Origin of the sequence: Candidatus Methylopumilus rimovensis (genome assembly GCF_006364615.1) — a bacterium.
Classification (GTDB): domain Bacteria; phylum Pseudomonadota; class Gammaproteobacteria; order Burkholderiales; family Methylophilaceae; genus Methylopumilus; species Methylopumilus rimovensis.
This window is the reverse complement of record NZ_CP040986.1, coordinates 584,031-607,671: the sequence shown is the minus strand read 5'-3', so window position 1 is coordinate 607,671 and position 23,641 is coordinate 584,031. Positions and strand designations below refer to the sequence as shown.

17 protein-coding genes and 3 tRNA genes are annotated in these 23,641 nt (G+C 35.5%); 8 read left to right on the top strand and 12 right to left on the bottom strand.

Annotation, left to right across the window (positions count from 1 at the left end):
- Positions 1 to 6 precede the first annotated feature (6 nt).
- The 5 genes from FIT61_RS03100 to FIT61_RS03080 are packed head-to-tail and all read left to right on the top strand — an operon-like array spanning position 7 to position 5,644.
- Positions 7 to 1,359: a transglycosylase SLT domain-containing protein gene (locus FIT61_RS03100; RefSeq protein WP_187351830.1), complete on the top strand. Its 1,353-nt coding sequence runs from the start codon at positions 7 to 9 to the stop codon at positions 1,357 to 1,359.
- Positions 1,360 to 1,370: 11 nt separating this feature from the next.
- Positions 1,371 to 3,005, top strand: coding sequence for a peptide-binding protein (locus FIT61_RS03095; RefSeq protein WP_139883190.1), 1,635 nt, complete (start codon positions 1,371 to 1,373; stop codon positions 3,003 to 3,005).
- Between the two features lies 1 nt (position 3,006).
- Positions 3,007 to 4,026 carry an ABC transporter permease gene (locus tag FIT61_RS03090; RefSeq protein WP_139883189.1) on the top strand — a complete coding sequence of 340 codons (1,020 nt, stop codon included), beginning with the start codon at positions 3,007 to 3,009 and terminating at the stop codon, positions 4,024 to 4,026.
- Positions 4,023 to 4,850, top strand: coding sequence for an ABC transporter permease (locus FIT61_RS03085; RefSeq protein ID WP_139873354.1), 828 nt, complete (start codon positions 4,023 to 4,025; stop codon positions 4,848 to 4,850). Before FIT61_RS03090 ends, FIT61_RS03085 begins: the two co-directional genes overlap by 4 nt.
- 11 nt (positions 4,851 to 4,861) lie before the next feature.
- A complete protein-coding gene (locus FIT61_RS03080; protein ID WP_139883187.1) occupies positions 4,862 to 5,644 on the top strand; it encodes an enoyl-ACP reductase FabI in 783 nt (260 codons plus the stop codon).
- Here the strand turns inward: FIT61_RS03080 and FIT61_RS03075 are convergent.
- From FIT61_RS03075 to FIT61_RS03040, 8 genes are all read right to left on the bottom strand, one after another.
- The gene (locus FIT61_RS03075) at positions 5,641 to 7,536 is read right to left on the bottom strand and encodes a SurA N-terminal domain-containing protein (protein ID WP_139883185.1); all 1,896 of its coding nucleotides are present in this window, start codon (positions 7,534 to 7,536) and stop codon (positions 5,641 to 5,643) included. The two genes, FIT61_RS03080 and FIT61_RS03075, sit on opposite strands and share 4 nt — an antisense overlap.
- Positions 7,537 to 7,640: 104 nt before the next feature.
- Positions 7,641 to 7,717, bottom strand: a tRNA-Asp gene (locus FIT61_RS03070).
- An 18-nt stretch (positions 7,718 to 7,735) separates the two neighbouring features.
- Positions 7,736 to 7,811, bottom strand: a tRNA-Val gene (locus FIT61_RS03065).
- 62 nt (positions 7,812 to 7,873) lie between these two features.
- The gene (lon, locus tag FIT61_RS03060) at positions 7,874 to 10,291 is read right to left on the bottom strand and encodes an endopeptidase La (RefSeq protein WP_139883183.1); all 2,418 of its coding nucleotides are present in this window, start codon (positions 10,289 to 10,291) and stop codon (positions 7,874 to 7,876) included.
- An 83-nt stretch (positions 10,292 to 10,374) separates the two neighbouring features.
- A complete protein-coding gene (clpX, locus tag FIT61_RS03055) occupies positions 10,375 to 11,655 on the bottom strand; it encodes an ATP-dependent Clp protease ATP-binding subunit ClpX (protein ID WP_139883181.1) in 1,281 nt (426 codons plus the stop codon).
- Positions 11,656 to 11,663: 8 nt separating this feature from the next.
- The gene (gene clpP / locus FIT61_RS03050; RefSeq protein ID WP_139883179.1) at positions 11,664 to 12,281 is read right to left on the bottom strand and encodes an ATP-dependent Clp endopeptidase proteolytic subunit ClpP; all 618 of its coding nucleotides are present in this window, start codon (positions 12,279 to 12,281) and stop codon (positions 11,664 to 11,666) included.
- A gap of 2 nt (positions 12,282 to 12,283) precedes the next feature.
- Positions 12,284 to 13,597, bottom strand: a complete 1,314-nt coding sequence (tig, locus tag FIT61_RS03045; RefSeq protein WP_139873348.1) for a trigger factor — start codon at positions 13,595 to 13,597, stop codon at positions 12,284 to 12,286.
- 28 nt (positions 13,598 to 13,625) lie between these two features.
- Positions 13,626 to 13,710 (bottom strand) — tRNA-Leu (locus FIT61_RS03040).
- 209 nt (positions 13,711 to 13,919) lie between these two features.
- Between FIT61_RS03040 and FIT61_RS03035 the strand changes: the two genes are divergently transcribed.
- The 3 genes from FIT61_RS03035 to FIT61_RS03025 are packed head-to-tail and all read left to right on the top strand — an operon-like array spanning position 13,920 to position 19,459.
- Positions 13,920 to 15,293, top strand: coding sequence for a TolC family protein (locus FIT61_RS03035; protein ID WP_139883177.1), 1,374 nt, complete (start codon positions 13,920 to 13,922; stop codon positions 15,291 to 15,293).
- A complete protein-coding gene (locus FIT61_RS03030; protein ID WP_139883175.1) occupies positions 15,293 to 16,366 on the top strand; it encodes an efflux RND transporter periplasmic adaptor subunit in 1,074 nt (357 codons plus the stop codon). Before FIT61_RS03035 ends, FIT61_RS03030 begins: the two co-directional genes overlap by 1 nt.
- A 6-nt stretch (positions 16,367 to 16,372) precedes the next feature.
- Positions 16,373 to 19,459 (top strand): efflux RND transporter permease subunit, encoded by a 3,087-nt coding sequence (locus tag FIT61_RS03025; protein ID WP_139883173.1) that lies wholly within the window; start codon positions 16,373 to 16,375, stop codon positions 19,457 to 19,459.
- A 1-nt stretch (position 19,460) separates the two neighbouring features.
- On the opposite strand, the gene pabB is transcribed toward FIT61_RS03025, so the two are convergent.
- The 4 genes from pabB to tal form a co-directional block, all read right to left on the bottom strand.
- Positions 19,461 to 20,843, bottom strand: a complete 1,383-nt coding sequence (gene pabB / locus FIT61_RS03020) for an aminodeoxychorismate synthase component I (RefSeq protein WP_187351829.1) — start codon at positions 20,841 to 20,843, stop codon at positions 19,461 to 19,463.
- A gap of 140 nt (positions 20,844 to 20,983) precedes the next feature.
- Positions 20,984 to 21,517, bottom strand: a complete 534-nt coding sequence (hxlB, locus tag FIT61_RS03015; RefSeq protein WP_139873343.1) for a 6-phospho-3-hexuloisomerase — start codon at positions 21,515 to 21,517, stop codon at positions 20,984 to 20,986.
- Between the two features lie 100 nt (positions 21,518 to 21,617).
- Positions 21,618 to 22,250, bottom strand: a complete 633-nt coding sequence (gene hxlA / locus FIT61_RS03010; protein WP_139873342.1) for a 3-hexulose-6-phosphate synthase — start codon at positions 22,248 to 22,250, stop codon at positions 21,618 to 21,620.
- 169 nt (positions 22,251 to 22,419) lie between these two features.
- Complete coding sequence (gene tal / locus FIT61_RS03005; protein ID WP_139873341.1) at positions 22,420 to 23,370, bottom strand: transaldolase; 951 nt, start codon at positions 23,368 to 23,370, stop codon at positions 22,420 to 22,422.
- Positions 23,371 to 23,641: the final 271 nt, after the last annotated feature.

Genomic DNA, 23,641 nt, shown 5'->3' with positions numbered 1-23,641 from the left:
TCATTCATGTCGATTGCTTTGGCTGAAAGAAATATTCTAGGAGAAGAAATTAGTATCTTAGAAAATGATGTAACTGATCAAGAAATCAACAAATTAAATACTTTGAATTTCAACCCAACCAGCTCAACTAACAAGTCTCAAAATTTCCAATCCATTAAGGCTGAAATTAATTTATGGCAGCGAATTTATTCTAGATTTGATATTAAAGATGAGAATAATTCAAGATCCAAAAAATATGAAAAATGGTATTCGGCGCGACCAGAGTATATAGAAAGAATGATGGATCGAAGCCAGAAATATCTTTTCTACGTTGTGGGAGAGGTTGAAAAAAGAGGCATGCCATCAGAAATAGCGCTTCTTCCTATGATAGAAAGTGCATATAACCCAATTGCAAACTCTAGGAGTAAGGCCGTAGGCATTTGGCAATTTATCCCCTCTACAGGAAGACTATATGGCTTAAAGCAAGACTGGTGGCAGGATAAAAGACGTAATGTGGTAGATGCAACAAATGCAGCCCTTGATTACCTTCAAAAGCTTCATGCATTATTTGGTACCTGGGATCTTGCATTGGCTGCCTATAATGCTGGAGAAGGGACTGTAAGTCGAGCGATAGCTAAAAATAAAGCGAAAGGTCTGCCAACGGACTATGCAAATCTAAAACTACCCGCCGAAACTAAAGATTATGTTCCGAAACTGCAAGCCATAAAAAATATTGTATCCAATCCAAGCCAATACGGACTTTATATAGATCCGATACCTAATAAGCCTTATTTTACCTATGTTGAAGCGCCTACTGTTATAGATGCCGATCTTGCCGCAAATCTTGCTGAAATTTCTTATGATGAATTTTTGCTTTTAAATTCTGAGCATAGAAGACCACTTATTAGGACAAATGAAAAAACACAAAAATTTATATTACCTATAAATGCGGCTGATACCTTTGTGAAAAATCTTAGTCAAAATGAAAAGCCTTTGGTCTCGTGGAACATTTATCAAACAAAACGTAATGAGAAAATTAAATCAATCGCAAATAAATTTGATATGGAAGAAAGTGATCTCATTAAGGCAAATGACTTAAATCCACAAAAATTAATCAAGCCCTCTTCAATCATCCTAGTAGCAAAGAAAGAGGGAACAGAGACAAATGCGCATCAAGATATTGATGAATCAAAAATCCAAAAAGATAGCAAAACTGAGATTTCAGTTAGCCCAAATAAATACAAAGTTAAGCCTGGGGATACACTTACTAAAATTGCAAAAAAATATGGGATATCTGTTGATGAATTGAAAGATATCAATCAAATTACTGCATCAGATATTCAAATTGGATCTACCTTGCAGCTCAAAAGAAACAATTAACTGACAACTTTATGTTTTCAAAATATATATTCTTATTTTTATTTTTGTTTAACTTAACTTCGTGCAGCAGCAAGAAGGAAACTGTCTACAATTACGAAGGCTCTTTTCATAGTGAAAAAGGTGGAATGCTAATTGATGCAATGTCTGGAGAGCCAAGTAATCTTATTTCAATGATTGCAGGGGATTCGGCCTCATCAGCAATCTCAGGCAATATTTTTAATAAACTTATTAAATATGATAAAAATTTAGAGCTAGCGCCTGAATTAGCCGATAAATGGACAATTTCTGACGACCAAAAAACAATTACTTTTTATTTGAAAAGAAATCTTAAATGGGCTGATGGTCATTCCTTAACTAGCGAAGACGTTCTTTATACTTGGAAGCTTGTTACAGACGAAAAAACGAGAACTCCTTATGGGTCAGACTATAAATTAGTTGATGAAGCTGAAGCTCCCGACCCTTATACATTTCGAATTCATTATACAAAAGCATACGCACCTGCCTTGGATAGCTGGGCATCTCTTCAAATTCTACCAAAGCATATCCTCAAAGATGAGGATATCAATCAGACATTTTTCTCTAGAAAGCCAACTGGATCCAGTTACTACAAATTAACTCAATGGATAAATGGAGAAAAATTAACTTTGGAAGCCAGTCCTTCTTCAGTGATGGGTGAACCTAATATAAATCAACTGACTTCAAGATTTATTCCTGATACATCTTCTCAATTTTTAGAATTGATTGCTGACAATATTGATCTTATGAATATTAATCCTATTCAATTTGCTCGAGTCATACCCTCCAGACCTGATCTAAAAAATAAGCTAGCGCTTTATAAAGAGCTTGGAAATAGCTATACCTACCTGGGCTTTAATCTAAAACATAGTCCATTTAATGACATAAAGGTGAGGCAAGCGATAAATTATGCACTTGATAAGCAAGAAATAATTGACGGTGTGCTTTTAGGTTTAGGGGAGCCTGTTGCTTCACCCTACAAACCAGGGACTCGATGGAGCGATAAAAATCTTCGCCCCTATTCTTATGATAAAAATCAAGCCCTTAAATTACTTCATGAGGCTGGCTTTAATGATTCAAATCATGACGGCATCCTAGAGAAAGATGGAAAGCCTTTTACATTTGAAATTCTCACAAATCAAAACAAACAAAGAGAGATGACCGCGGTACTTATTCAAAGAAGGCTTAAGGATATCGGTATTGATGTAAAAATAAGAGTCATTGAATGGGCAAGCTTTGTAAATCAATTTATTAAAACAGGCGATTTTGATGCGGTGATTCTTGGCTGGAGCCTATCACTCGATCCTGATCAATATAATATTTGGCATTCTTCACAACAAAAACCTGGTCAATTTAATTTTATTGGATATAACAATAAAGATGTTGATCAACTTCTTGAAGAAGGTCGCACCGAATTAAACGCTGATAAGCGAGAAAAAATTTATCATGCATTTTCAAAAATTTTACTTAAAGAAAGTCCCGTAATTTATCTTTACGCTGGATATGGTTTAACTGCCATGAATAAACGCATTAGAGGCATTGAGTCACCTGCTCCACCAGCTGGAATTTCGTATAATTCTTATGAATGGTTTATTCCGTCTGTACTTAGAAGAAATGAAATAACTCCATAAAATGCTTAACTATCTCATTAAACGTTTACTATGGATGATTCCAATGTTAATTGGCATCAGTCTTATTTCATTCTTTATTATGCATCTAGCTCCTGGTGATATTACTGCATCAGAATCTGCATTTAATCCAAAAGCATCCGAAGAGTCGCGACAAAAATTAAGGGCACTTTACAATCTAGATAAGCCCTTAATGACGCAATATAGTTTGTGGTTAAAACGTATTGTTAAACTAGACTTTGGCAACTCTTTCGCCTCACATCAGCGTCCCGTCTTATGGGAAACTAAAGATGCTAAAGGAAATATCAGCAAAGGTATGATTCAAGACGCACTACCTATAACGCTTATGATTAATTTAATAGGGCTGCTTATCATCTTTGCGCTATCTATTTTTCTAGGTGTGGTTTCAGCAGTGAATCAAAATCGATGGCCAGACCGGCTCATTACTATAATTGTATTTGTAGGCTTTGCGGTTCCGGGTTTTTGGCTAGCACTTTTACTAATGTATTGGACTGGCGTCACGCATTCTTGGCTTCCTATTTCAGGTCTTCATAGTGCAGGTTTTGAAAAGATGAGTCATTTTGCACAATATGTAGATTTATTTAAGCATCTTATATTGCCTGTTTCTATTTCATGTTTAGGCGGACTCGCAAGCATCTCTCTTTACGTGAGAAATGGAATGCTAGATGTCCTTCAGCAAGATTTTATTACCACAGCTCGAGCCAAAGGCTTATCGGAAAATAAGGTTATTTATAGACATGCTCTAAGAAATACACTACTACCGCTTATTACTATTATAGGCTTATCTATTCCAGGTTTGATTGGGGGCTCTGTAATTGGAGAATCTATTTTTGCAATTTCTGGCATGGGTAAATTATTTTTTGACGCTGTATTAATGAGAGATTTTCCTGTGGTGATGGGAATTCTTACGATTGGATCGGTTTTAACGTTATTTGGGAATTTAATCGCAGATATTGGTTATGCCTGGGCAGACCCAAGAATTAGACGAGGCATTTCAAATTGAAAAAAATCATACAAAATCCATTAGCTTTAAGTGGGCTTATTATTATTGTTAGCGTGCTTTTTATAGCGATTTTCGCCCCATGGTTATCACCTTACGATCCTAATTTCATTGATATTCATTCTATTCTTTTACCGCCCTCTCTCTCGCACCTGATGGGAACTGATGGGTTAGGAAGAGATGTTTTTTCGCGTATGCTCTATGGATCGAGAATTTCACTTCTAGTAGGTTTTGTCGCGGTAGGTATTGCTACTTTAATTGGTACATTTTTAGGTGCTATTGCTGGATTTTATCGTGGTTATATCGATTCAATTATCATGCGCTTTGTAGATATCATGTTATCAATCCCTACTTTTTTTCTTATTCTTGCAGTGATTGCTTTTTTAACACCATCTATTTGGAATATTATGATTGTTATTGGGTTAACTTCCTGGATGGGTGTGACGCGTCTTGTTCGCGCAGAATTTTTAAGTCTTAGAAATCGAGAGTATATATTAGCAGCGGAAGCGATGGGTGCTTCAGATTTCAGACTTATCTCCAAACACCTTCTTCCAAATAGCTTAACACCTATCATCGTAAGTTCTGTTTTAGGCATCGCAAGTGCGGTTTTAACTGAATCCGGATTAAGTTTTCTTGGGCTTGGAGTTCAAGCGCCGCAATCATCTTGGGGAAATATTCTAACAGATGGCAAGGAATACATTCAGTTTGCATGGTGGCTATCATTATTTCCAGGGCTCGCTATTTTGATTACAGTCCTAGGTTATAATTTACTCGGTGAAGGATTAAGAGATTTGCTTGATCCGAAAAATAAGAATCAAAAAAAATAAAGGGATAGAACATGGGGTTTTTGAAAGGTAAACGCGTTTTAATTCTTGGTTTATTAAGCGACCGTTCTATTGCATATGGTATTGCTTCAGCCATGAAAAGAGAAGGAGCTGAATTAGCTTTCACCTATCAAATGGAAAAACACGATGAGCGCGTTAAAAAACTTGCTCAAGATTTTAATTCAAACATTGTATTACCATGCGATGTTTCAAGTGACGAGCAAATTGATAACTTATTTCCTCTTTTAAAAAAACATTGGGATAAATTAGATGTTATCGTGCATTCATTGGCCTTTGTTACAAAAGAAGCATTAAAAGGTGATTTCGTTGAAGCAACAACTCGTGAAAATTTCAGAGTAGCTCATGATATAAGTTCTTATAGCTTTACAGCATTAGCAAAAGCAGCATTGCCGATGCTTAGTGAGCATGCGAGTTTACTTACATTAAGTTACTTGGGCGCCGAAAGAACGATGCCTAATTATAATGTTATGGGGCTTGCTAAAGCGAGTTTAGAAGCAAACGTGAGGTATATGGCTCAAAGTCTAGGGCCAAAGGGCATTAGAGTAAATGCAGTATCTGCAGGGCCAATTAAAACACTTGCAGCATCAGGTATCGCCGACTTTGATCGCATGATTGGCTTTAATGAAAAACATGCCGCCTTGAGGCGCAACGTTACGATTGAGGAAGTTGGAAATGCAGCAGCTTTTTTATGTAGCGATCTTGCATCAGGCATTACAGGTGAAATTACCTACGTGGATGGCGGTATGAATATTACTGCTGCAGGCTCAATCGACTAGTTCTTTTGTGAAGTTTCAAAGAAATTTTGATTGACCGATACACTCGCCTTCGCTTTCAAACCTTTCAAATAAGCACTTAAATACTCAGCCGATAATGCTTCTGAGTAATCTGATGCAAATGCTTGTTTATTTTCTTCATTGCTGTCGTTTGGAAATGACACCTTATTAACTTTAACAATAACATACCCATTATTACCATCTATAAAACCGCTATAACTGGGCAACTTATCAGTAGGCATTTTATATGCATGATTAACGACAGCATCACTTAAGCCTTTAGTATTTTTTCGATCAACTAGTGTTGCTGGCTGCCAATCGATCTTACGTGAAGCGTCAGTGAGAAACTTTAAGGCTGCCTCCCCTTCGCTAGCAACCATTTTCTTTGCAGATTCAAATTTTAGATAATCTTCAATATTTTTTCTAACATCAGCAAATGGCTTTGTAGATTGTGCTTTGTAATCTACAACACGAGCAGAAATTAAGTTATTAGGAGTTACTTCAATTGCTTCAGTGTTTCGATGGTCCTTAATAGATTCTTTTGAATATAAAGCACTCATCAATGCTTCATTTTTGAAAAATTTATCTGAATCTTTACGACTAATCCAATCAGTTTTTTGAATGGGCAAATTAAATCTTTTTGATACTGCATCGAGGCTAGATGATTGCTCATAAACTTTATTGCTAAATTCTTCGGCAAGAGCTGCAAATTTTTCTTGTCCTTTTTGGTAGATTAATTCAGCTTTAATTTGTGGTCTCATTGCATCAAATCCGCCGCCTTCACCAATAATCTTAGTAAGTTTTATAATGTGATAACCAAAATCGGATTCAACAATATTGCTAATCTCATTAACTTTCATTGAGAAAACTGCATCATCAAAAGGTTTAACCATCATTCCGCGACTAAAAGATCCCAAGTCACCACCTTTTTTAGCAGATTCTGGATCTTGAGAGTATTTTGTTGCTAACTCTTCAAATTGTTTAGGATTTTTTCGAACCTGATTCAAAACATCTTCAGCTTTTGCTTTTGCCTTTGCTTTTTCTGCTGGCGGAGCATTTTTAGATGCAGCAATCAAAATATGGCTCGCTTCTCTTTGCTGTTGGTTTTGATATTTATCAGCATTTGCTTTATAAAAAGATTTTATTTCGTCTTCTGTAACATTAATAGTTGGAAGAATGTTTGCTAATGAAAATACAACAAACTCAGCTTTTACTTGTTCTGGCGCTAAAAATTTAGATTTATTTTGATCGTAAAAAGCTTGCATATCTTTTTCAGCAATATTTGCCTTTGTCATATATTCTTTAGTTTTAAATTCAGCGATGCTTATTTCTCTTTGTTGAGATGTTGCTTTTAAAGTTTCTGCTAAATTATTTGGTGGAATGAATGTAAGTTTTTGAAGGCCATCACGCACTTGCTGAATAAGCAAATCATTTCTAATGCTCTCTTCAAATTTTTTAGGTGTAAGCTGATTGTTTTGCAATACTTTATCGTAAATCTCTTGTGAAAATTTTCCATCTTTCTGAAATTCAGGCATACCAATTATGTATTGGCTTAATTGTTGGTCAGTAATTCTAAATTGAGATTTTTTAATATCATTATTAAGTAGTTGTTTTGTGATAAGGCCGTCGATTACCGACTCTTTAAATTCAAATGAATCGAACATTGCGGGATCAACTTTTTTACCCTCACTCATTATACGATTACGCACATTTTCAATTGCGCGATTGTATTCTGGCAGAGCAATTTTATAGCCATTAACTTTTGCAATGCTTAGATTATTGCCAGCTTGATTTAGATAAGAGTCAATTCCAAATAATGCAAAAGGAACCAGAATGAGCGCTAAAATAATTTTTGCAGCTTTAGTTTGAGCGTAACTTCTAAATTTTTCTAACATTGAATTTATCCTAATATCATTTAAGCTAATTGATAAAAAAAACTACCAAAAAGTTCTTACTGAGTGAATAAAAAGGCGAATCTTTGGATTCGCCTTAATAATGTTGGCGGAGTGGACGGGACTCGAACCCGCGACCCCCGGCGTGACAGGCCGGTATTCTAACCAACTGAACTACCACTCCAAAACTTGTTACTAAAATTGGTGGGTGCTGACGGGGTCGAACCGCCGACATTCGCCTTGTAAGGGCGACGCTCTACCAACTGAGCTAAGCACCCATGCACACTCGTTAGTAAGGCCGCTATTTTACAACATAGTCCTTACCAACGCTAGGTTTACGCTAATGTGTGATGCTTTTTATAATATTAGGGAGTTTTTTATGGGGTACAGGCACAGATTTTTGGTCCTTAGCAGCTGCACTCTTGGGCATTTTAGTCAAAGTAAGCTCTAAAACTTCATCAATCCAACGAACAGGATGAATTTCCAAGGCATTTTTAACTTCATCAGAAATTTCAGTCAAATCTTTTACATTTTGCTCCGGAATCAGGACGGTTTTAATACCGCCTCTATGAGCTGCAAGAAGCTTTTCTTTAAGCCCGCCAATCGGCAAAACTTCACCCCTTAATGTTATTTCTCCTGTCATAGCAACATCAGCCCTGACTGAAATATTAGTTAAAGCAGAAACAATCGCGGAGGTAATCCCTATACCAGCGCTTGGGCCGTCTTTGGGTGTAGCGCCTTCGGGTAAGTGGATATGAATATCGTTTTTTTCATAGAAATTCTCAGCGATGCCTAATTTCTTAGCTCGGCTTCTTACAACGCTCATCGCGGCATGAATAGACTCCTGCATGACGTCGCCTAATTTGCCTGTAATGATTGTTTTTCCTTTGCCCGGCAAAACGACAGCTTCAATAGTCAATAATTCACCTCCGACTTGAGTCCAAGCCAGGCCAGTAACTTGTCCTATTTGATTCTTTTTGGAGGCAAGGCCAATATCAAATACTTTCACCCCGAGATAAGATTCAAGATTTTTGCTATTCACAATGACTTTTTTAAGTGACTTTTTGCTAAGCAATTCCTTCACAGCTTTTCTGCAAATTTTAGCGATTTCTTGCTCAAGTTTTCTAACACCAGCTTCTCTAGAATAAAATTGAATAATTTCCCTGACCACTTTAGCGGTAATACTTATCTCAGATTTTTTTAGGCCGTGCATCTTGAGCTGTTTGGGAAGTAAATATTGCATCGCTATATTAAGCTTTTCAGCCTCTGTATAACCTGATAAGCGAATAATCTCCATACGATCCAAAAGTGGTTCGGGGATATTCATTGAGTTGGCAGTCGCCACAAACATCACATCAGACAAATCGTATTCAACTTCAACATAATGATCTGTAAAAGTATGATTTTGTTCGGGGTCTAAAACCTCTAAAAGTGCTGAAGCTGGATCACCTCGGTAGTCTTGACCCATTTTATCAACTTCATCTAGCAAAAATAATGGGTTAGTAACTCCTACTTTGCTCATACTTTGTAAAACTTTACCTGGCATGGAGCCAATATAAGTTCTTCGATGTCCACGAATTTCAGACTCATCTCGTACCCCACCGAGAGCCATACGAATAAATTTGCGGTTAACAGCTTTTGCAATACTTTGACCTAAAGAAGTTTTGCCTACGCCTGGAGGCCCAACCAAACATAAAATAGGTGCCTTTAATTTATCAACTCTTTGTTGAACCGCCAAATACTCTATAATACGTTCCTTAACTTTTTCAAGGCCATAATGGTCTTCATCTAAAATCTTCTCCGCAAGGGCTAATTCACGACTGATTTTAGTTTTTTTCTGCCATGGCAAACCAATTAATGTATCAATGTAATTTCTTACTACCGAAGCTTCTGCAGACATAGGCGACATCATTTTTAATTTTTTAAACTCAGATGTAGCTTTATCAAGAGCCTCTTTTGACATGCCTGCTTCTTGAATTCGTTTTTCAAGTTCATCTAAATCAGCGCCCTCATCCTGTTCACCAAGTTCTTTCTGGATAGCTTTAACTTGTTCGTTGAGGTAATACTCTCTTTGACTTTTTTCCATCTGTCGTTTAACACGACCACGAATTCTTTTTTCTACCTGAAGAATATCAATTTCAGATTCCATAATCTTTAAAAGATGATCCAAGCGATTTTTAATTTTTAATGTTTCTAAAATCGTTTGCTTTTCTTCTAGCTTTAAAGTTAGATGCGCTGCAATCATATCTGCTAATCTACCAGGATCAGTAATGGCAGCAAGAGACGTTAAAATCTCAGGAGGAATTTTTTTGTTTAATTTAACGTATTGATCAAACTGTGAAAATACAGTTCTCATTAATGCTAATGATTCTTTATCTTTGGGCTCGGGAATGTTTATTTCGTCAAAACATGCCACAAAACAAGCTTCCTGATCAATCACTTCCTTAATTTTTACACGATTTAAACCTTCAACCAAAACTTTGACGGTACCATCAGGTAATTTCAGCATCTGAAGGATAGACGCTACCGTTCCATATTCATAAAGATCTTTTGCATCAGGCTCATCTTTACTTGCAGACTTTTGCGCCACTAAAATTATTTTCTTATCTTTATCAGATGCAATTTCAAGTGCTTTTACAGATTTTGCTCGGCCGACAAAAAGAGGAATCACAAGATGAGGATAAACAACGACATCCCTGAGAGGAAGCAAGGGCATAAAATCTTGTTGTGAACTTGTAGTTTTAATTTCTTGAGCCATTGGATACTTTCATAAGCGTTAATTAATTTTTAATATTGGGTCAGTTTATAATATTTCAAGACGTTGCTGACCAATAGCGAAGCTTATTTTTTTCCTGAAACTTGTTTCTTTTCTGAGAGTAAAAGTATAGGTTTATTTGATTGTTCAATCACACCATCATCAATGACAACTTTTTCAAGATTTTTAATAGAGGGTAATTCGTACATTGTGTCTAATAAGACATGCTCCATAATTGAACGAAGACCTCGAGCGCCCGTCTTTCTCTCAAGAGCTTTTTTTGCAATCAGTCTTAAAGCTGAAGATCTAAATTCGAGAGACACATCTTCCATAGCAAAAAGTTTAATATACTGTTTAGTAAGGGCATTTTTTGGCTCAGTAAGTATTTGAACCAGAGCATCCTCACTCAAAGACTCAAGTGTCGCAACTACAGGAAGCCTTCCTATAAACTCAGGTATTAAGCCAAATTTAATCAAATCTTCTGGCTCAACGTCTTTAATAACATCGCCAATGACTTTAGCGTCTGTCTTGCTATTTACTTGAGCACCAAAACCAATTCCACCTTTTTCAGATCTTTGTTTAATAATTTTCTCGAGGCCATCGAAAGCACCGCCACAAATAAATAAAATATTTGTTGTATCGAGCTGAACAAATTCTTGATTTGGATGTTTGCGTCCGCCCTGAGGAGGAACTGAAGCTACAGTACCTTCGATAAGTTTTAAAAGTGCTTGCTGAACGCCTTCACCTGAGACATCCCTTGTAATTGAAGGGTTTTCAGATTTTCTTGAAATCTTATCAACTTCATCAATGTATACAATGCCTCTTTGGGCTTTCTCAATATCGTAATCACATTTTTGCAGTAATTTTTGCATAATGTTTTCAACATCTTCGCCAACATAACCTGCTTCTGTAAGTGTTGTAGCATCGGCCATTACAAAAGGGACATCAAGTAATTTTGCAAGCGTTTGTGCTAGTAGAGTTTTTCCAGAGCCTGTCGGTCCGATAAGCAGAATATTACTTTTTGAAATTTCAACATCTTTATGTTCAATATCTAACTCGGAATTGCTATCCCTAAGTCTTTTATAGTGATTATAAACAGCAACAGCTAAACTTTTCTTAGCACTTGTTTGACCAATAACATGCTCACCGAGTTGGTCGCAAATTTCTTTTGGTGAAGGGAGTTGATCATGATCTTTAACTTCTTTTGTAGCACCTTTGACTTCTTCTTTAATAATGTCATTACATAAATCAACGCACTCGTCGCATATAAATACCGAAGGGCCTGCAATTAGCTTTTTTACTTCATGCTGACTTTTGCCACAAAATGAGCAGTAAAGTAATTTTTCGTTATCGCTTTTAGTTGCCATAGGTAACGTTAAGCTACTTGCGATCGCTTTGAAATAACTTGATCGACCATTCCATAATCAACAGATTGCTCAGCACTCAAGAAGTTATCTCTATCAGTATCGGATGCAATTTTTTTAAGTGTCTGGCCAGTGTGATTTGCTAAAATTTGATTTAGCTTTTCTTTTAAAAATAAAATTTCTTTTGCATGAATTTCTATATCAGATGCTTGCCCTTGAAATCCACCTAAAGGCTGATGAATCATTACTCGAGAATTAGGCAAACAAAAACGTTTTCCTTTTTCTCCGGCTGCAAGCAATAATGCGCCCATGCTAGCCGCTTGCCCAATACATAATGTGCTCACATGAGGTTTGATAAACTGCATTGTGTCATAGATAGCCATTCCCGCAGTTACTGACCCGCCGGGAGAATTAATATATAAGGAAATATCTTTATCAGGATTGTCAGCTTCTAGAAAAAGTAATTGAGCAACAATAACATTTGCTGTCATATCGTCTACAGGTCCAACCAAGAAGATCACGCGCTCTCTTAAAAGTCGAGAATATATGTCATAAGCACGCTCACCTCGCCCGCTTTGCTCAATAACCATTGGCACATAGCCTAAATTATTCGGTGGTGTGTAAGCCATAATTAAGTTTTAGCTGATCCAGTCATAAGTTCATCAAATGTTGTTTTTTTATTTTGTACTTTACATTGCTTCATAAACCAATCAACCACATTAGTTTCGGTCGCAAGTGCTGTTGGCTCTTCAAGTCTGGATGGCTCCGCGTAAAACCACTTCACTGCCTCATCGGTATCGTCGAAATTAAGTGCAAATTCATTCACCATAGCCTTAATTTGATCAGGTGTTGCTCTCAAATTATTTTTATCAACTATCTCAGCTAATATCAATCTAAGCTTGCATGTTTTTTTGGCTTGCTCTTCAAACATTGACGGCTCTAATTTGAATTGTTTTAAATCAGCTCCACGTTGTTTTAAATTTGCGTAGGTTGACTGAGCCATGCGGTTAATTTCAACATTAATCAATGCCTTTGGCAAATCTGCCTTACAGCTATCTATTAGCTGAGTAAAAACTTGTTCTTTTAATTTTATTTTTATTCTCTTGTCTAGTTCTTGCTCTAAACTTTGTTTAATTTCTTCTCGCATTTTATCGACATTACCGTCTGCTACACCAAGAGATTGGGCAAATTGAGCATTCACTTCTGGCAGTTTAGGTTTAGCAATTAAAACAAAATTCACGTTGTATTGAACTTTTTTTCCTGCCAATTCTTTAGGGTTATGTGTTTCTGGGTAGTTAACTTCGAATGTTTTAGACTCACCTTCTCTACCGCCAACAAGATGATCGTCAAAAATAGCAAAGCGGGAATCATCGCCTAAGATAATTTGAATAGGTTTGTCACCTGTAGTTTCAACCTGTTTATCGTTAATAAAAGAGGTAAGTGTTAGAGTGAGTCGATCGCCTTTGGCGGCGGCTTCTTTCGTTTCAATAAATTGCGCTCTTTGCTTAAGTAAAACATCAATTGTTTTATTAACATCTTTATCAGTAATTTGAGCTTCAGGTTTTTCAATAGAGGCAGCTTTAAAATCAGCCAAAGTAACTTCAGGGAAAACTTCAAAAGTCGCAGTATATTCAAAGTCATCGTGAACTTGATTAAGTGGTTTATGCTGAATATTCGGCATGCCAGCAACACGTAACTTATTCTCTTGAATAGCCTGTCCAAAAGAAGTTTCAATCGCCTCAGCAAATACTTCTTCTTTTATTTGAGGACCGTATTGTTGTTCAATCATTTTTAGCGGTGCTTTGCCTGGTCTAAAACCAGGAACCTTTGCTGTTCGAGTTAATCGCTGAAAGCGACTAGACATCTCTTTTTGAAGAGGTTCAACCGGTACTTTAACCGTGATACGTCTTTCCAAGTTACTTAATGTTTCCACTGCTGTAGCCATACTTAAAATTCCCTAAAATTTGGATCGATGGTGCGAAAGGAGAGACTCGAACTCTCACGCCTTGCGGCGCTGGAACCTAAATCCAGTGCGTCTACCAATTCCGCCACTCTCGCAATGATTAAAAAAGTTATATATAACAAAAATTTAGCTCTATTTTATAACAAGTTAGTCTTTATCGAAAAGGAATAATTCAATGAATCAATGAAATACAGTGATATTTTGATTTAAGATGTCGTAACTTCTTTGAAATTGTTTAAATTCGACTTTAAGACATAAATTGAAAATCAAAGCATCCAAATTACACTTTTTCAACTCGTTGCTTTTGGCTAGTTTTATAGTACTTTTTCTCACAAATTGTAGCTTTAAAACCTACGAAACTAAGCCCCTGATAGATGAAAAAATTATAGATAAGATTATTGCAAAAGATCCAGATTCCCCTTCATTTAAGGCTTTTCTTAAAAATCAAGGATTAAATGATGACCATCTACCCATCAATGAATGGGGCCTAAAAGAACTTATGCTATGTGCGCTCTTTTTCAACCCCAAGATCGAAATTGCTAAAAAAGAATGGGATATAGCAAAAATTCAAGAAGTGATCTCCCCAATTAAAGCCGCATCTTCATTGGGCCTTGAAACTGGGAGACAACCTGCAGGCCCATTCGAAGAATCAAAAAATGCTATCGGTTTAAATATAACCACTTTGTTTGAGACAGCGGACAAAGCTAAGATTAGAGAAGAAAAAGCAATAAATCAGTCATTGGTTAAGAGACTAGAGCTTAGAAAGCTTGCATGGGATGTTAGATCAGATCTTACTCTGAATTATATTCGGTATCAGCAGCAGCTTAAAAATCTTCAAATTCTAAGGAATGAAATTAAATTACAAAGTGAAATCTTAAATATGGTTAAAAAAAGAAAGGCTCAAGGCCTAACCTCATCCATAGATAGTAATTTTAACCAAATCGAACTTAATAAAAATATTCAAAAATTAAATGAGGAGCAATATCAACTTAATGATACTAAGTCGAAATTAGCTGCAATTATTGGCCTTTCAGCAGAAAAATTTAATACGATGAGGCTAGCGACAGTTAATATTGACGAACAAACAGAAAGTTTTAATAAAATACTTGATGATGAAACAAAGCAACAAGATATTATCAACCTTGGTTTATTTAATCGCATTGATCTAAGAATTGCTTTAGCAAAATATGCAGTTTCAGAATCACAATTAAAATTAAATATTGCAAATCAATACCCTGATATTAGATTTTCACCAGGTTACATTTTTGATTACGGAGTAGGCAGGTGGCTTCTTGGTATAACTAGTATCATACCAACGATTGAAAAAAATAAATATTTGGTTGAGGAAGCAAAAAATCTTAGAGATATTGAAGGTTTACAAATAGAAAAAATTCAAACTTCTATTGTGAACGATATAACAAAATTAAGAGATAATTACACAATTGCTAAGGATATGGTTAGAAAAGATAGCGAGGACCTCTCTGCTGCAACTGAATTAGAAAGCTCAATCGAAAGTAAATTTCACCAAGGCGAAATAGACCGAATCGAATTAACACAACAGAAATTAATAACAATGCAGTACAAACGAAGATTCTATACAAATAAAATTGCATTGTTAAAAATAGGATTTGATTTTGAGTCTATTTTACAACAGTCCCTTAGCAGCATTATAAAATAATGAAAAATAAATTAAATGCACTTCTTATAGTTCAAGTATTACTAATCTTAATTCTATTATGGTTATTAACGTACTTTGGACGAGATGAATTTAATAATGCCAAATTAGCTAAAGACACTTCAAGCATTTCGCAGCCTTTATTAAAGTCAGTTAATGGGGTTAATTTTATAACTCTCAGCTCTGAAATACAGTCAAATAGCGGAATTAAAACAGTACCAGTTCAAAGCTCTATTTATAAAAAAAATCTCACGAATTACGCATCTGTTCTTAATATTGATCTACTCATTGAACAAAAAAATAGATTTAATGAAATTAAAAATCAGATCGGTGTCTTAGCAAATGAATTTGATAGGGATAAAAAGAATTACGAGAGATTTAAATTACTTAATGATGATAACAAAACCGTTTCAGATAAGGCTTTGCAAGAAGTGAAGGTCAGTTTTGAAAATACAAAAATAAAACTTCTTGCCACTCAAGAGCTTGTAAGTGGCATCAAACAAAATATCAGAGCTCAATGGGGTGAAACAATATTATCCATGATTGATCAGGGAATTAAAAAAGAATTATTTGAATTTCTACTTCAGGATAAGGCTAGAATTGTAAAGGTCACATTATCTGAAAATAGTGATAATCAACCCCCTAAAAATATTAGCTTAGCTCTCATTGATAATCCCAACGAAAAGTTTTTAGCAAATTATCTTGCGGAATCGCCTACATTAGATAAATCAGTAAAAGGGAAAACTTTTTTTTATATTGTTTATAGTAATAAATTAAGAATTGATTCAAAAGTAATTGCAACTTTAATCCATGATAATTTATCTTTCGAGTCAGAAAGATATTTAGCTATTCCCAAAGAAGCCGTTGTTTGGAATTCTGGGCAAGCATGGGTTTATATAAAAACAGGTGAAAATAAATTTATACGAAAAGTTATTGAAACTGATAATGAGAGTTCGAATGGTTGGATTGTAAAAGAAGAACATATCAAAGAAAATGACTTAATTGTAATTAATGGCGCCCAGCTTTTACTTTCGGAAGAATTTAAATATCAAATAAAAAATGAAAATGATGATTAAATCATTATGATGTCATCGATTGTCAAATTTTCAATAAGGTATACTGGGGTCATCATTGGCCTTGCAGTTATTGCAGTCATATTTGGGCTATATCAGATTACAAGGAGTCCTCTAAACGTCTTTCCTGAGTTCTCACCAAATCAAGTCATTATTCAAACAGAATCTCCAGGTCTTCCATCTGATTTGGTTGAGTCACTTGTTACCCTCCCAATTGAAAAAAATTTAGGAGGTACCATAGGAATTGAAACAATAAGATCCCAATCTATACCAGGTCTATCTGTAATCACAATTGTTTTCAATGAGCACACAGATATCTTTAGAAATCGACAAGTCATATCGGAAAGACTAGCTTCTATTGTAAGTGTTATGCCACCAGGTATTATCCCAAAAATTACACCATTAACATCAGCCGCATCATCGGTATTAGGTATTGGAATTACATCCAAATCAAAATCCCTAACTGAACTAAGAACGGTAGTGGATCGACTTATTATTCCGCATCTTTTATCAATTCCAGGTGTCGCAGATGTAAATATTTTTGGTGGAAAAGTTAAACAATATCAGGTTGAAATTCAACCCGAAAAACTAATTCAATCGAATATATCAATTGAACAAATAATTTCTGCTGCCAGCAAATCCTCTGGTGTTAGAGGTGCAGGCTTTATTGAAAATAATAATCAAAGAATTATTATTAATACAGAGGGTCAATCAAAATCACTTGAAGATATTGGAAAGACCGCTGTAATAAACAATAAAAACCAGATTATTTATTTAAAAGATTTAGCAGACATTAGAGAAGGATCACTTCCGACGATCAGTGCTGCCTCTATTAATGGTGATGAGGGTATATATCTATCAGTTCAAGGTCAGCTCGGCTCTGATACTTACAAACTCACGCAGCTTATTGAAGCTGCTGTAAAAGACATAAGACCGTCACTTCTCGAACAAGACATTAAAATTAATCCAGAATTATTTAGGCCTGCAAATTTTATTAATGCATCGATAAAAGGGGTTCGTTTAGATATATTAATAGGCTCTCTGCTTGTCATCATAGTTTTATTTTTATTCTTATTTAATTTCAGAACAGCATTCATATCAGCAACAGCTATACCTCTTTCATTACTCACAGCTATTATAGTTTTAAGCTATTTTAACCTTGGGTTGAATATTATGGTTTTAAGTGGTCTTGCGATTGCCTTAGGTGAGGTTGTTGATGATGCAATTATTGATTCTGAAAATATTTTTAGGCGGCTAAAAGAAAATATACAATTAAAAAATCCTCTACCTATTGCAAAGGTTGTATATGACGCATCTATGGAAGTGAGAAGCTCTGTAGTATATGCCACAATGATTGTAGTTACAGTTTTTCTTCCCCTGCTATCTTTAAATGGTGTAGCTGGAAAGCTTTTTGGTCCACTTGGAATTGCTTATATTTTTTCAATCTTAGCTTCATTGATAGTCGCGCTAACAGTAACACCAGCGTTATCTTACCTTCTTCTTGGTAAATTAAATTTCAAATCATCAGAATCTCCAATAATGACTTTTATAAAAAATAAATACATTGCGCTCTTATATTTAATTGAAAAAAGGTCGACTGCCATTACATTATTCACGTTTACTTTTATCTTAATTGGATTTTCACTTATCCCATTATTTAAAACACAATTCATACCCCCGCTTCATGAAGGTCATTTCATCATGCATATGACATCGCTTCCAGGAACTTCAGAAAAAGAATCATTACGCATTGGAAATGAAATTAGTAGGAAAATTCGCGGTATTCCTGGAGTAAAATCTGTTGCACAATGGGTAGGCAGATCGCCAATGGGTGCTGATACATTTGGAACTCATTATAGTGAATTCGAAATAGAACTTAATCATGCGGATGGACCAACCCAAGATAAAATCTTAGATCAAATCGAAAATTTAACTCAGAGTAATAATTACGTGGGACTTAACTTCGCAATTAATACTTTCTTAACTGAGCGTATTGAAGAGACAATTTCAGGATATTATTCTTCGGTAGTAATTAATATTATTGGCACTAATCTTGATGCTATTGATCAGGACACGCAAAAAATATCTTCTGCCCTAGCCTCGGTTAAAGGGGTTAAAAATATCAATATTGTATCTCCAGCAGGCACACCTCAAATTACTATTCATTTTTTATCTGAAAAATTAAGTCAATGGGGCATACAAAAAACCGACTTGTTGAATGTGATTCGAGCCGCATTTGAAGGCCTACCAGTTGCACAAGTTTATGAGGGAAATGCTAAGGTAAATATTTCTGTGATTTTAAATAAAAACTTTCGTGACGATATTACAGATATTCAAAAACTGCCTATTATGGCAGCAGATGGAAGAATTGTTCAGTTAGGTCAAGTTGCATATATAGCGCAGGAAAACGGAAGATCTAAAATTCTTCATCAAGGCGGCAAACGCATTCAAACAGTTACTGCTGATATTGATGAAAGAGATATTAATGATTTTAATAGTGATTTAAAAAATAAACTTAGTGCTCTTAAATTAAACCAAGGCAATTATTATGAGGTTACTGGAGAGGCTGAGGCGAACGCGAAATCACAAGAAGAGCTTATAGTTCATTCAATTATTGCAGGTGCAGGTATCTTATTAATGCTTTATGTTGCTTTTGGTAATTTAAGAAATTTATTACTCACACTATTCAATCTTCCATTTGCACTTATTGGTGGGGTTTTCGCAGTGGCTTTTAATGCAGGGTGGATTTCTATTGGATCGCTTGTTGGATTCGTGACGCTTTTTGGCATTACATTAAGGAATTCTATTATGTTGATATCCCATTACCAACATCTCATCGAAGTTGAGAGCTATTCATGGAATTTAGAGACATGCATTAAGGGTGCTTCTGAAAGATTACCTTCTATTTTGATGACGGCCATTGTTACCGCTTTAGGTTTGCTCCCGCTTGCTTTAGGCAGTGGTGAGCCGGGAAAAGAGATTGAAGGCCCCATGGCGACTATCATTGTTGGAGGGCTTGTGACGTCGACAATATTAAATTTATTAATTTTGCCAAGCATCATGTTACATTTTGGAAAGTTTGTAAAAAGAGATTAATTTAGTCTTTTTTAAAAAAATTAATCCACTTCTGAATGTTAGATGCTTTAAATGCAATTTCTTCAAATTCATTTTTGGCGTTTGATTGAGCAACAATACCTCCGCCAGAATAAAAATGAAGCTTGTTATCTTTTCTGATTATGGTCCTAATTGCAATATTAGTATCCATATGATGATTGAAACCAATGTAACCAATTGAGCCACAATAAATATCTCGCCTATGCGGTTCTAAATCGCTAATTATCTCCATGGATCTTGTTTTAGGTGTGCCAGTAATTGATCCGCCAGGAAAAGAATCTTTAAGTAATTTTATTAGTGTCGAATGAGGTTTTAATGTTCCCTCAATAATACTTTCTAGATGATGAACATTACTATAAGACTTAAGCTCGCAAAGGGCTTTCACATTGATGCTTCCTGGAATGCAATTTTTACTTAAATCATTACGAAGTAAATCAACAATCATTAAATTTTCTGCACGATTCTTTTCACTCGCAAGTAATTTTTCAGCATTTTCCTTATCTTTTTGAGGATTGCTATCTCTTGGCTCAGTTCCTTTGATTGGTCTTGTTTCTACGTGACTATTGTGAGATTGAATAAATCTTTCTGGTGATCCGCATAAAATATCAAAATCATCAAAGTGAATATAAGCCATAAAAGGAGCGCGATTAATCTCTCTTAATTTCTTATATCCAATCCAACTGTCACCTTCACAAGAGACAATATATTTATTAGAGATATTTATTTGATAGACATCTCCTTCTTTAATGAAAGATAAAATTTTATTAACAATAAAATCATACGCTTCAAAATTTAATAGCGATCTAATTGTTGAATTAATTTTAAAAGATTGATTATTTGGTTTTACGCTTTTTATTTTTATGCTAAGTTTAGTTAAATAATCTTTTGTATCTTTATTTACAAGGTGGGATGCAAGATACGCTTTTTTGTCTTGATGGTCTACAATCAAAGCCCAGTCATAAATGCCGACCATCATCAAAGGTATACCAATGTAGTCTTTGTTATTCTGAATGGTTGACTGACCTAATTCATACGAAAAATATCCCAAAGCTCCGCCTGTGAATGGCAAGGATGTTTCTTGAATATCAAAACCTGAAAGAATTCCTTCTAAAATATCAAAAGGGTTACCTTTTGTAATTTTTTTGAGATTATTTTCCTCAATGCTAACGCTAAAGTCATCTGCAATTATTTTAATAAATGGTTGGCTTACTATAATGTCGTATCTAGATTTCTCAGAAATATTTTTATCTAAGCCATTTTGGATTCCACTATCTAAATAAAAAGACCATGGGTCATTAGCAATAGCCTCAAAATAAATAGAGCTATCTGGCACATATGGCAAGGGAATGAGGTGTGTATTATTCAACGGCTGTTGATACCTATGCTTATAAATGTAAATTATAAGCTGATTAAATAATTAAGGGCGCTTAAAGCGCCCTTAATTATTAACTAAAGCTATGAATGACTATTTATTTAACAGCATTTTCGAGCTCTAATTTGTTGACCTTACTCAAGATTTGCGTGAATAGCTCGCATACCCTCTTCTGTTAATCCTTTAGCATGAATCAATTCCGAAATCACTGCTTCTAAATAGATTAAAGTAGATAATTCAAATGTGGTACCCATAGGCATGCCTTTAGTGAGGCCGAAAGAATCATCATTACCAATTTGAATAGTTAAATCAGCCATGTCAGACATAGGTGATTTATTTTTCATGGAGATTACAACAATTTTTGCGCCTTTTGATTTGGCTGTTTCGAGAAGCGGTAGAAGTGTTTTTGTGCCGCCCGAACCTGAAATCACTAAAAATAAATCTCCAGATTTAATAGCTGGCGTCACAATTTCACCCACCATATTCACTTGATAGCCGCTATGCACGAGACGCATTGCAAAAAAACGTGAAACAAGTCCTGATCGTCCAGCACCACCAACGAAAATACGGCCTGCCTCATCAACAAGCTTAAGAAGTTTAGCTGCATTGCTTTGTTCGGTCACTGATAAAACGCTTGAGATTTTATCTAATAATAATTTTTGATGCATATTGAATCCTTTTATTTAAAAATAAAAAACTATAAAAAAAATCCCGACTCATTGCTAAGTCGGGATTTAGTTTAGTTCATTAATAATTGTTTCTTAACAATTATCCATGAGCAATTTTTGTGATTTCTGCAGCAGCAGCAGCTGGGTCAGCAGCGCCGTAGATTGCAGCACCAGCAACAATGATTGCAGCACCAGCATCTTTAACTTGCTGTGTAGTAGCAGCTTTAACACCGCCAGCTACTGAAATCTTTGCACCTGTTTTAAGTGCAGCAATTGCAGCTAAGTCAGCAAATGGTGTGTGACCAGCAGCTTGTGCATCAAGACCAGTATGAACACCAATGATGTGCGCGCCAGCAGCAACAGCTTCTTTAGCTAAAGCTTCTTTGTTTGGAACGTTAATCATGTCAACTTGAACTTCTTTACCGTATTTCTTAGCAGCAGCAATCACACCTTTGATTGTAGCAATACCAGAAGCACCAAGAACTGTACAAATGTCAGCACCAGCCTTGTAGAAAGGCTCAGCTTCGTATTCACCAGCGTCCATAGTTTTTAAGTCAACAAGGATTTGGTTCTTTGGGAATTTAGCGCGAAGTGTTTCAAGAAGCTTGATACCGTTATGCTTAATGCATGGTGTACCAATTTCAAGAATATCCACGTGTGGAGCAACTTTAGTTGCTAATGCAACTGTTGCGTCAAAATCTAATGAATCTAATGCCATTTGTGTTAAAGCCATGGTTTTTTCTCCGTATTTATTACAAGTTTTCTAAAATAGTTCGTTGCTAAAAGGAAGTTTGAACTTCATGAAGCAGGAAATCGATCATATAGGGCTAATCGTCTTGTGTCAATGATTAGCCCTAGTGATTTTATAGCGATTTATTGTCTTTTTTATGACAAGAAATGATTTATAGCTTCTCGTTGAGAGCTGTTTCGAGTTTGTTTTGATCCACTACGAAACCACGAATACCTTCTGAAAGTTTTTCAGTTGCCATCGCATCTTCATTCAATGAGAAACGGAATTCGTCTTCAGTCATTTTAGCTGGCGCAGCTTTTGTAGCTCCACTATCTTTTAGAATGCGTGGCAAGTCACCTTGTGTTGCTTCAAGCTCCTGAAGAAGATTTGGAGCGATCGTTAGACGATCACAACCTGCTAGAGCTGTAATTTCTCCAATATTTCTAAATGAAGCGCCCATTACGACTGTTTTGTATCCATGTTCTTTGTAATATGCATAAATCTTTCGCACAGATATCACGCCCGGATCTTCTTCAGATGAGTAGGTATTACCAGTTTTAGCTTTATACCAATCAAGGATGCGGCCTACGAATGGTGAAATAAGGAATACACCTGCTTCAGCACAAGCGCGCGCTTGGCCAAAACCAAAAAGAAGCGTTAAGTTACAATTAATACCTTCTTTTTCTAAAATTTCACCTGCTTTAATGCCTTCCCATGTTGAAGCTAATTTAATAAGAACGCGATCTTTCTTAACGCCAGCTTCTTCATAAAGACCAATTAATTTACGTCCTTTTTTAACCATTGCATCAATATTGAAAGATAAGCGCGCATCCACTTCAGTAGAAATACGACCAGGGATATGTTTGAGAATCTCAAGACCTACGAGCACAGCTAGCTTATCAGCTGCATCTTCAATTTGTTGAGCTTTGTTGCTGCTTTTTGATTTTGCATAAGCAATAGCTTCTTTTATCATAGGCTCACATTGAGGAAGTGTACTAGCCTTTAGGAGTAAAGATGGGTTTGTTGTTGCATCATAAGGCTTTACTGTTTTAATTGCTTCCACGTCACCTGTATCAGCAACGATTGTTGTCATGTCTTTTAATTGTTCTAATAATGTTGCCATTGCTTTAAATCTCCAAAAAATGATGTCTTTGAAATCGGATCTGAAATTATATATGAATTGACTGGCAATCTAGCAGATTCAACTGATGTTTTATGGGTCAATATTAATTTTTTGGGCGTATTTCAGAGAGCTCTTATTAAAATAATGAGTAAAATTCAAAATTATCTATATTTAACAGATTTTAATTAATTTTAGATACATTTTAGCTACAATTAAGAGCATATTATTTAATCTCATTTCTTTTTTGTGTCTCATAAGGAAATCACATCAC

Excerpts from the sequence above, each read along its gene's own strand:
- FIT61_RS03100 (WP_187351830.1), top strand. The coding sequence starts at position 7 with ATGTCGATTGCTTTGGCTGAAAGAAATATTCTAGGAGAAGAAATTAGT.
- FIT61_RS03080 (WP_139883187.1), top strand. The coding sequence starts at position 4,862 with ATGGGGTTTTTGAAAGGTAAACGCGTTTTAATTCTTGGTTTATTAAGC.
- FIT61_RS03030 (WP_139883175.1), top strand. The coding sequence starts at position 15,293 with ATGAAAAATAAATTAAATGCACTTCTTATAGTTCAAGTATTACTAATC.
- lon (WP_139883183.1), bottom strand. The coding sequence starts at position 10,291 with ATGGCTCAAGAAATTAAAACTACAAGTTCACAACAAGATTTTATGCCC.
- FIT61_RS03075 (WP_139883185.1), bottom strand. The coding sequence starts at position 7,536 with ATGTTAGAAAAATTTAGAAGTTACGCTCAAACTAAAGCTGCAAAAATT.
- FIT61_RS03025 (WP_139883173.1), top strand. The coding sequence starts at position 16,373 with ATGATGTCATCGATTGTCAAATTTTCAATAAGGTATACTGGGGTCATC.
- tal (WP_139873341.1), bottom strand. The coding sequence starts at position 23,370 with ATGGCAACATTATTAGAACAATTAAAAGACATGACAACAATCGTTGCT.
- hxlB (WP_139873343.1), bottom strand. The coding sequence starts at position 21,517 with ATGCATCAAAAATTATTATTAGATAAAATCTCAAGCGTTTTATCAGTG.
- clpX (WP_139883181.1), bottom strand. The coding sequence starts at position 11,655 with ATGGCAACTAAAAGCGATAACGAAAAATTACTTTACTGCTCATTTTGT.
- FIT61_RS03095 (WP_139883190.1), top strand. The coding sequence starts at position 1,371 with ATGTTTTCAAAATATATATTCTTATTTTTATTTTTGTTTAACTTAACT.
- FIT61_RS03090 (WP_139883189.1), top strand. The coding sequence starts at position 3,007 with ATGCTTAACTATCTCATTAAACGTTTACTATGGATGATTCCAATGTTA.
- tig (WP_139873348.1), bottom strand. The coding sequence starts at position 13,597 with ATGGCTACAGCAGTGGAAACATTAAGTAACTTGGAAAGACGTATCACG.
- clpP (WP_139883179.1), bottom strand. The coding sequence starts at position 12,281 with ATGGCTTACACACCACCGAATAATTTAGGCTATGTGCCAATGGTTATT.
- hxlA (WP_139873342.1), bottom strand. The coding sequence starts at position 22,250 with ATGGCTTTAACACAAATGGCATTAGATTCATTAGATTTTGACGCAACA.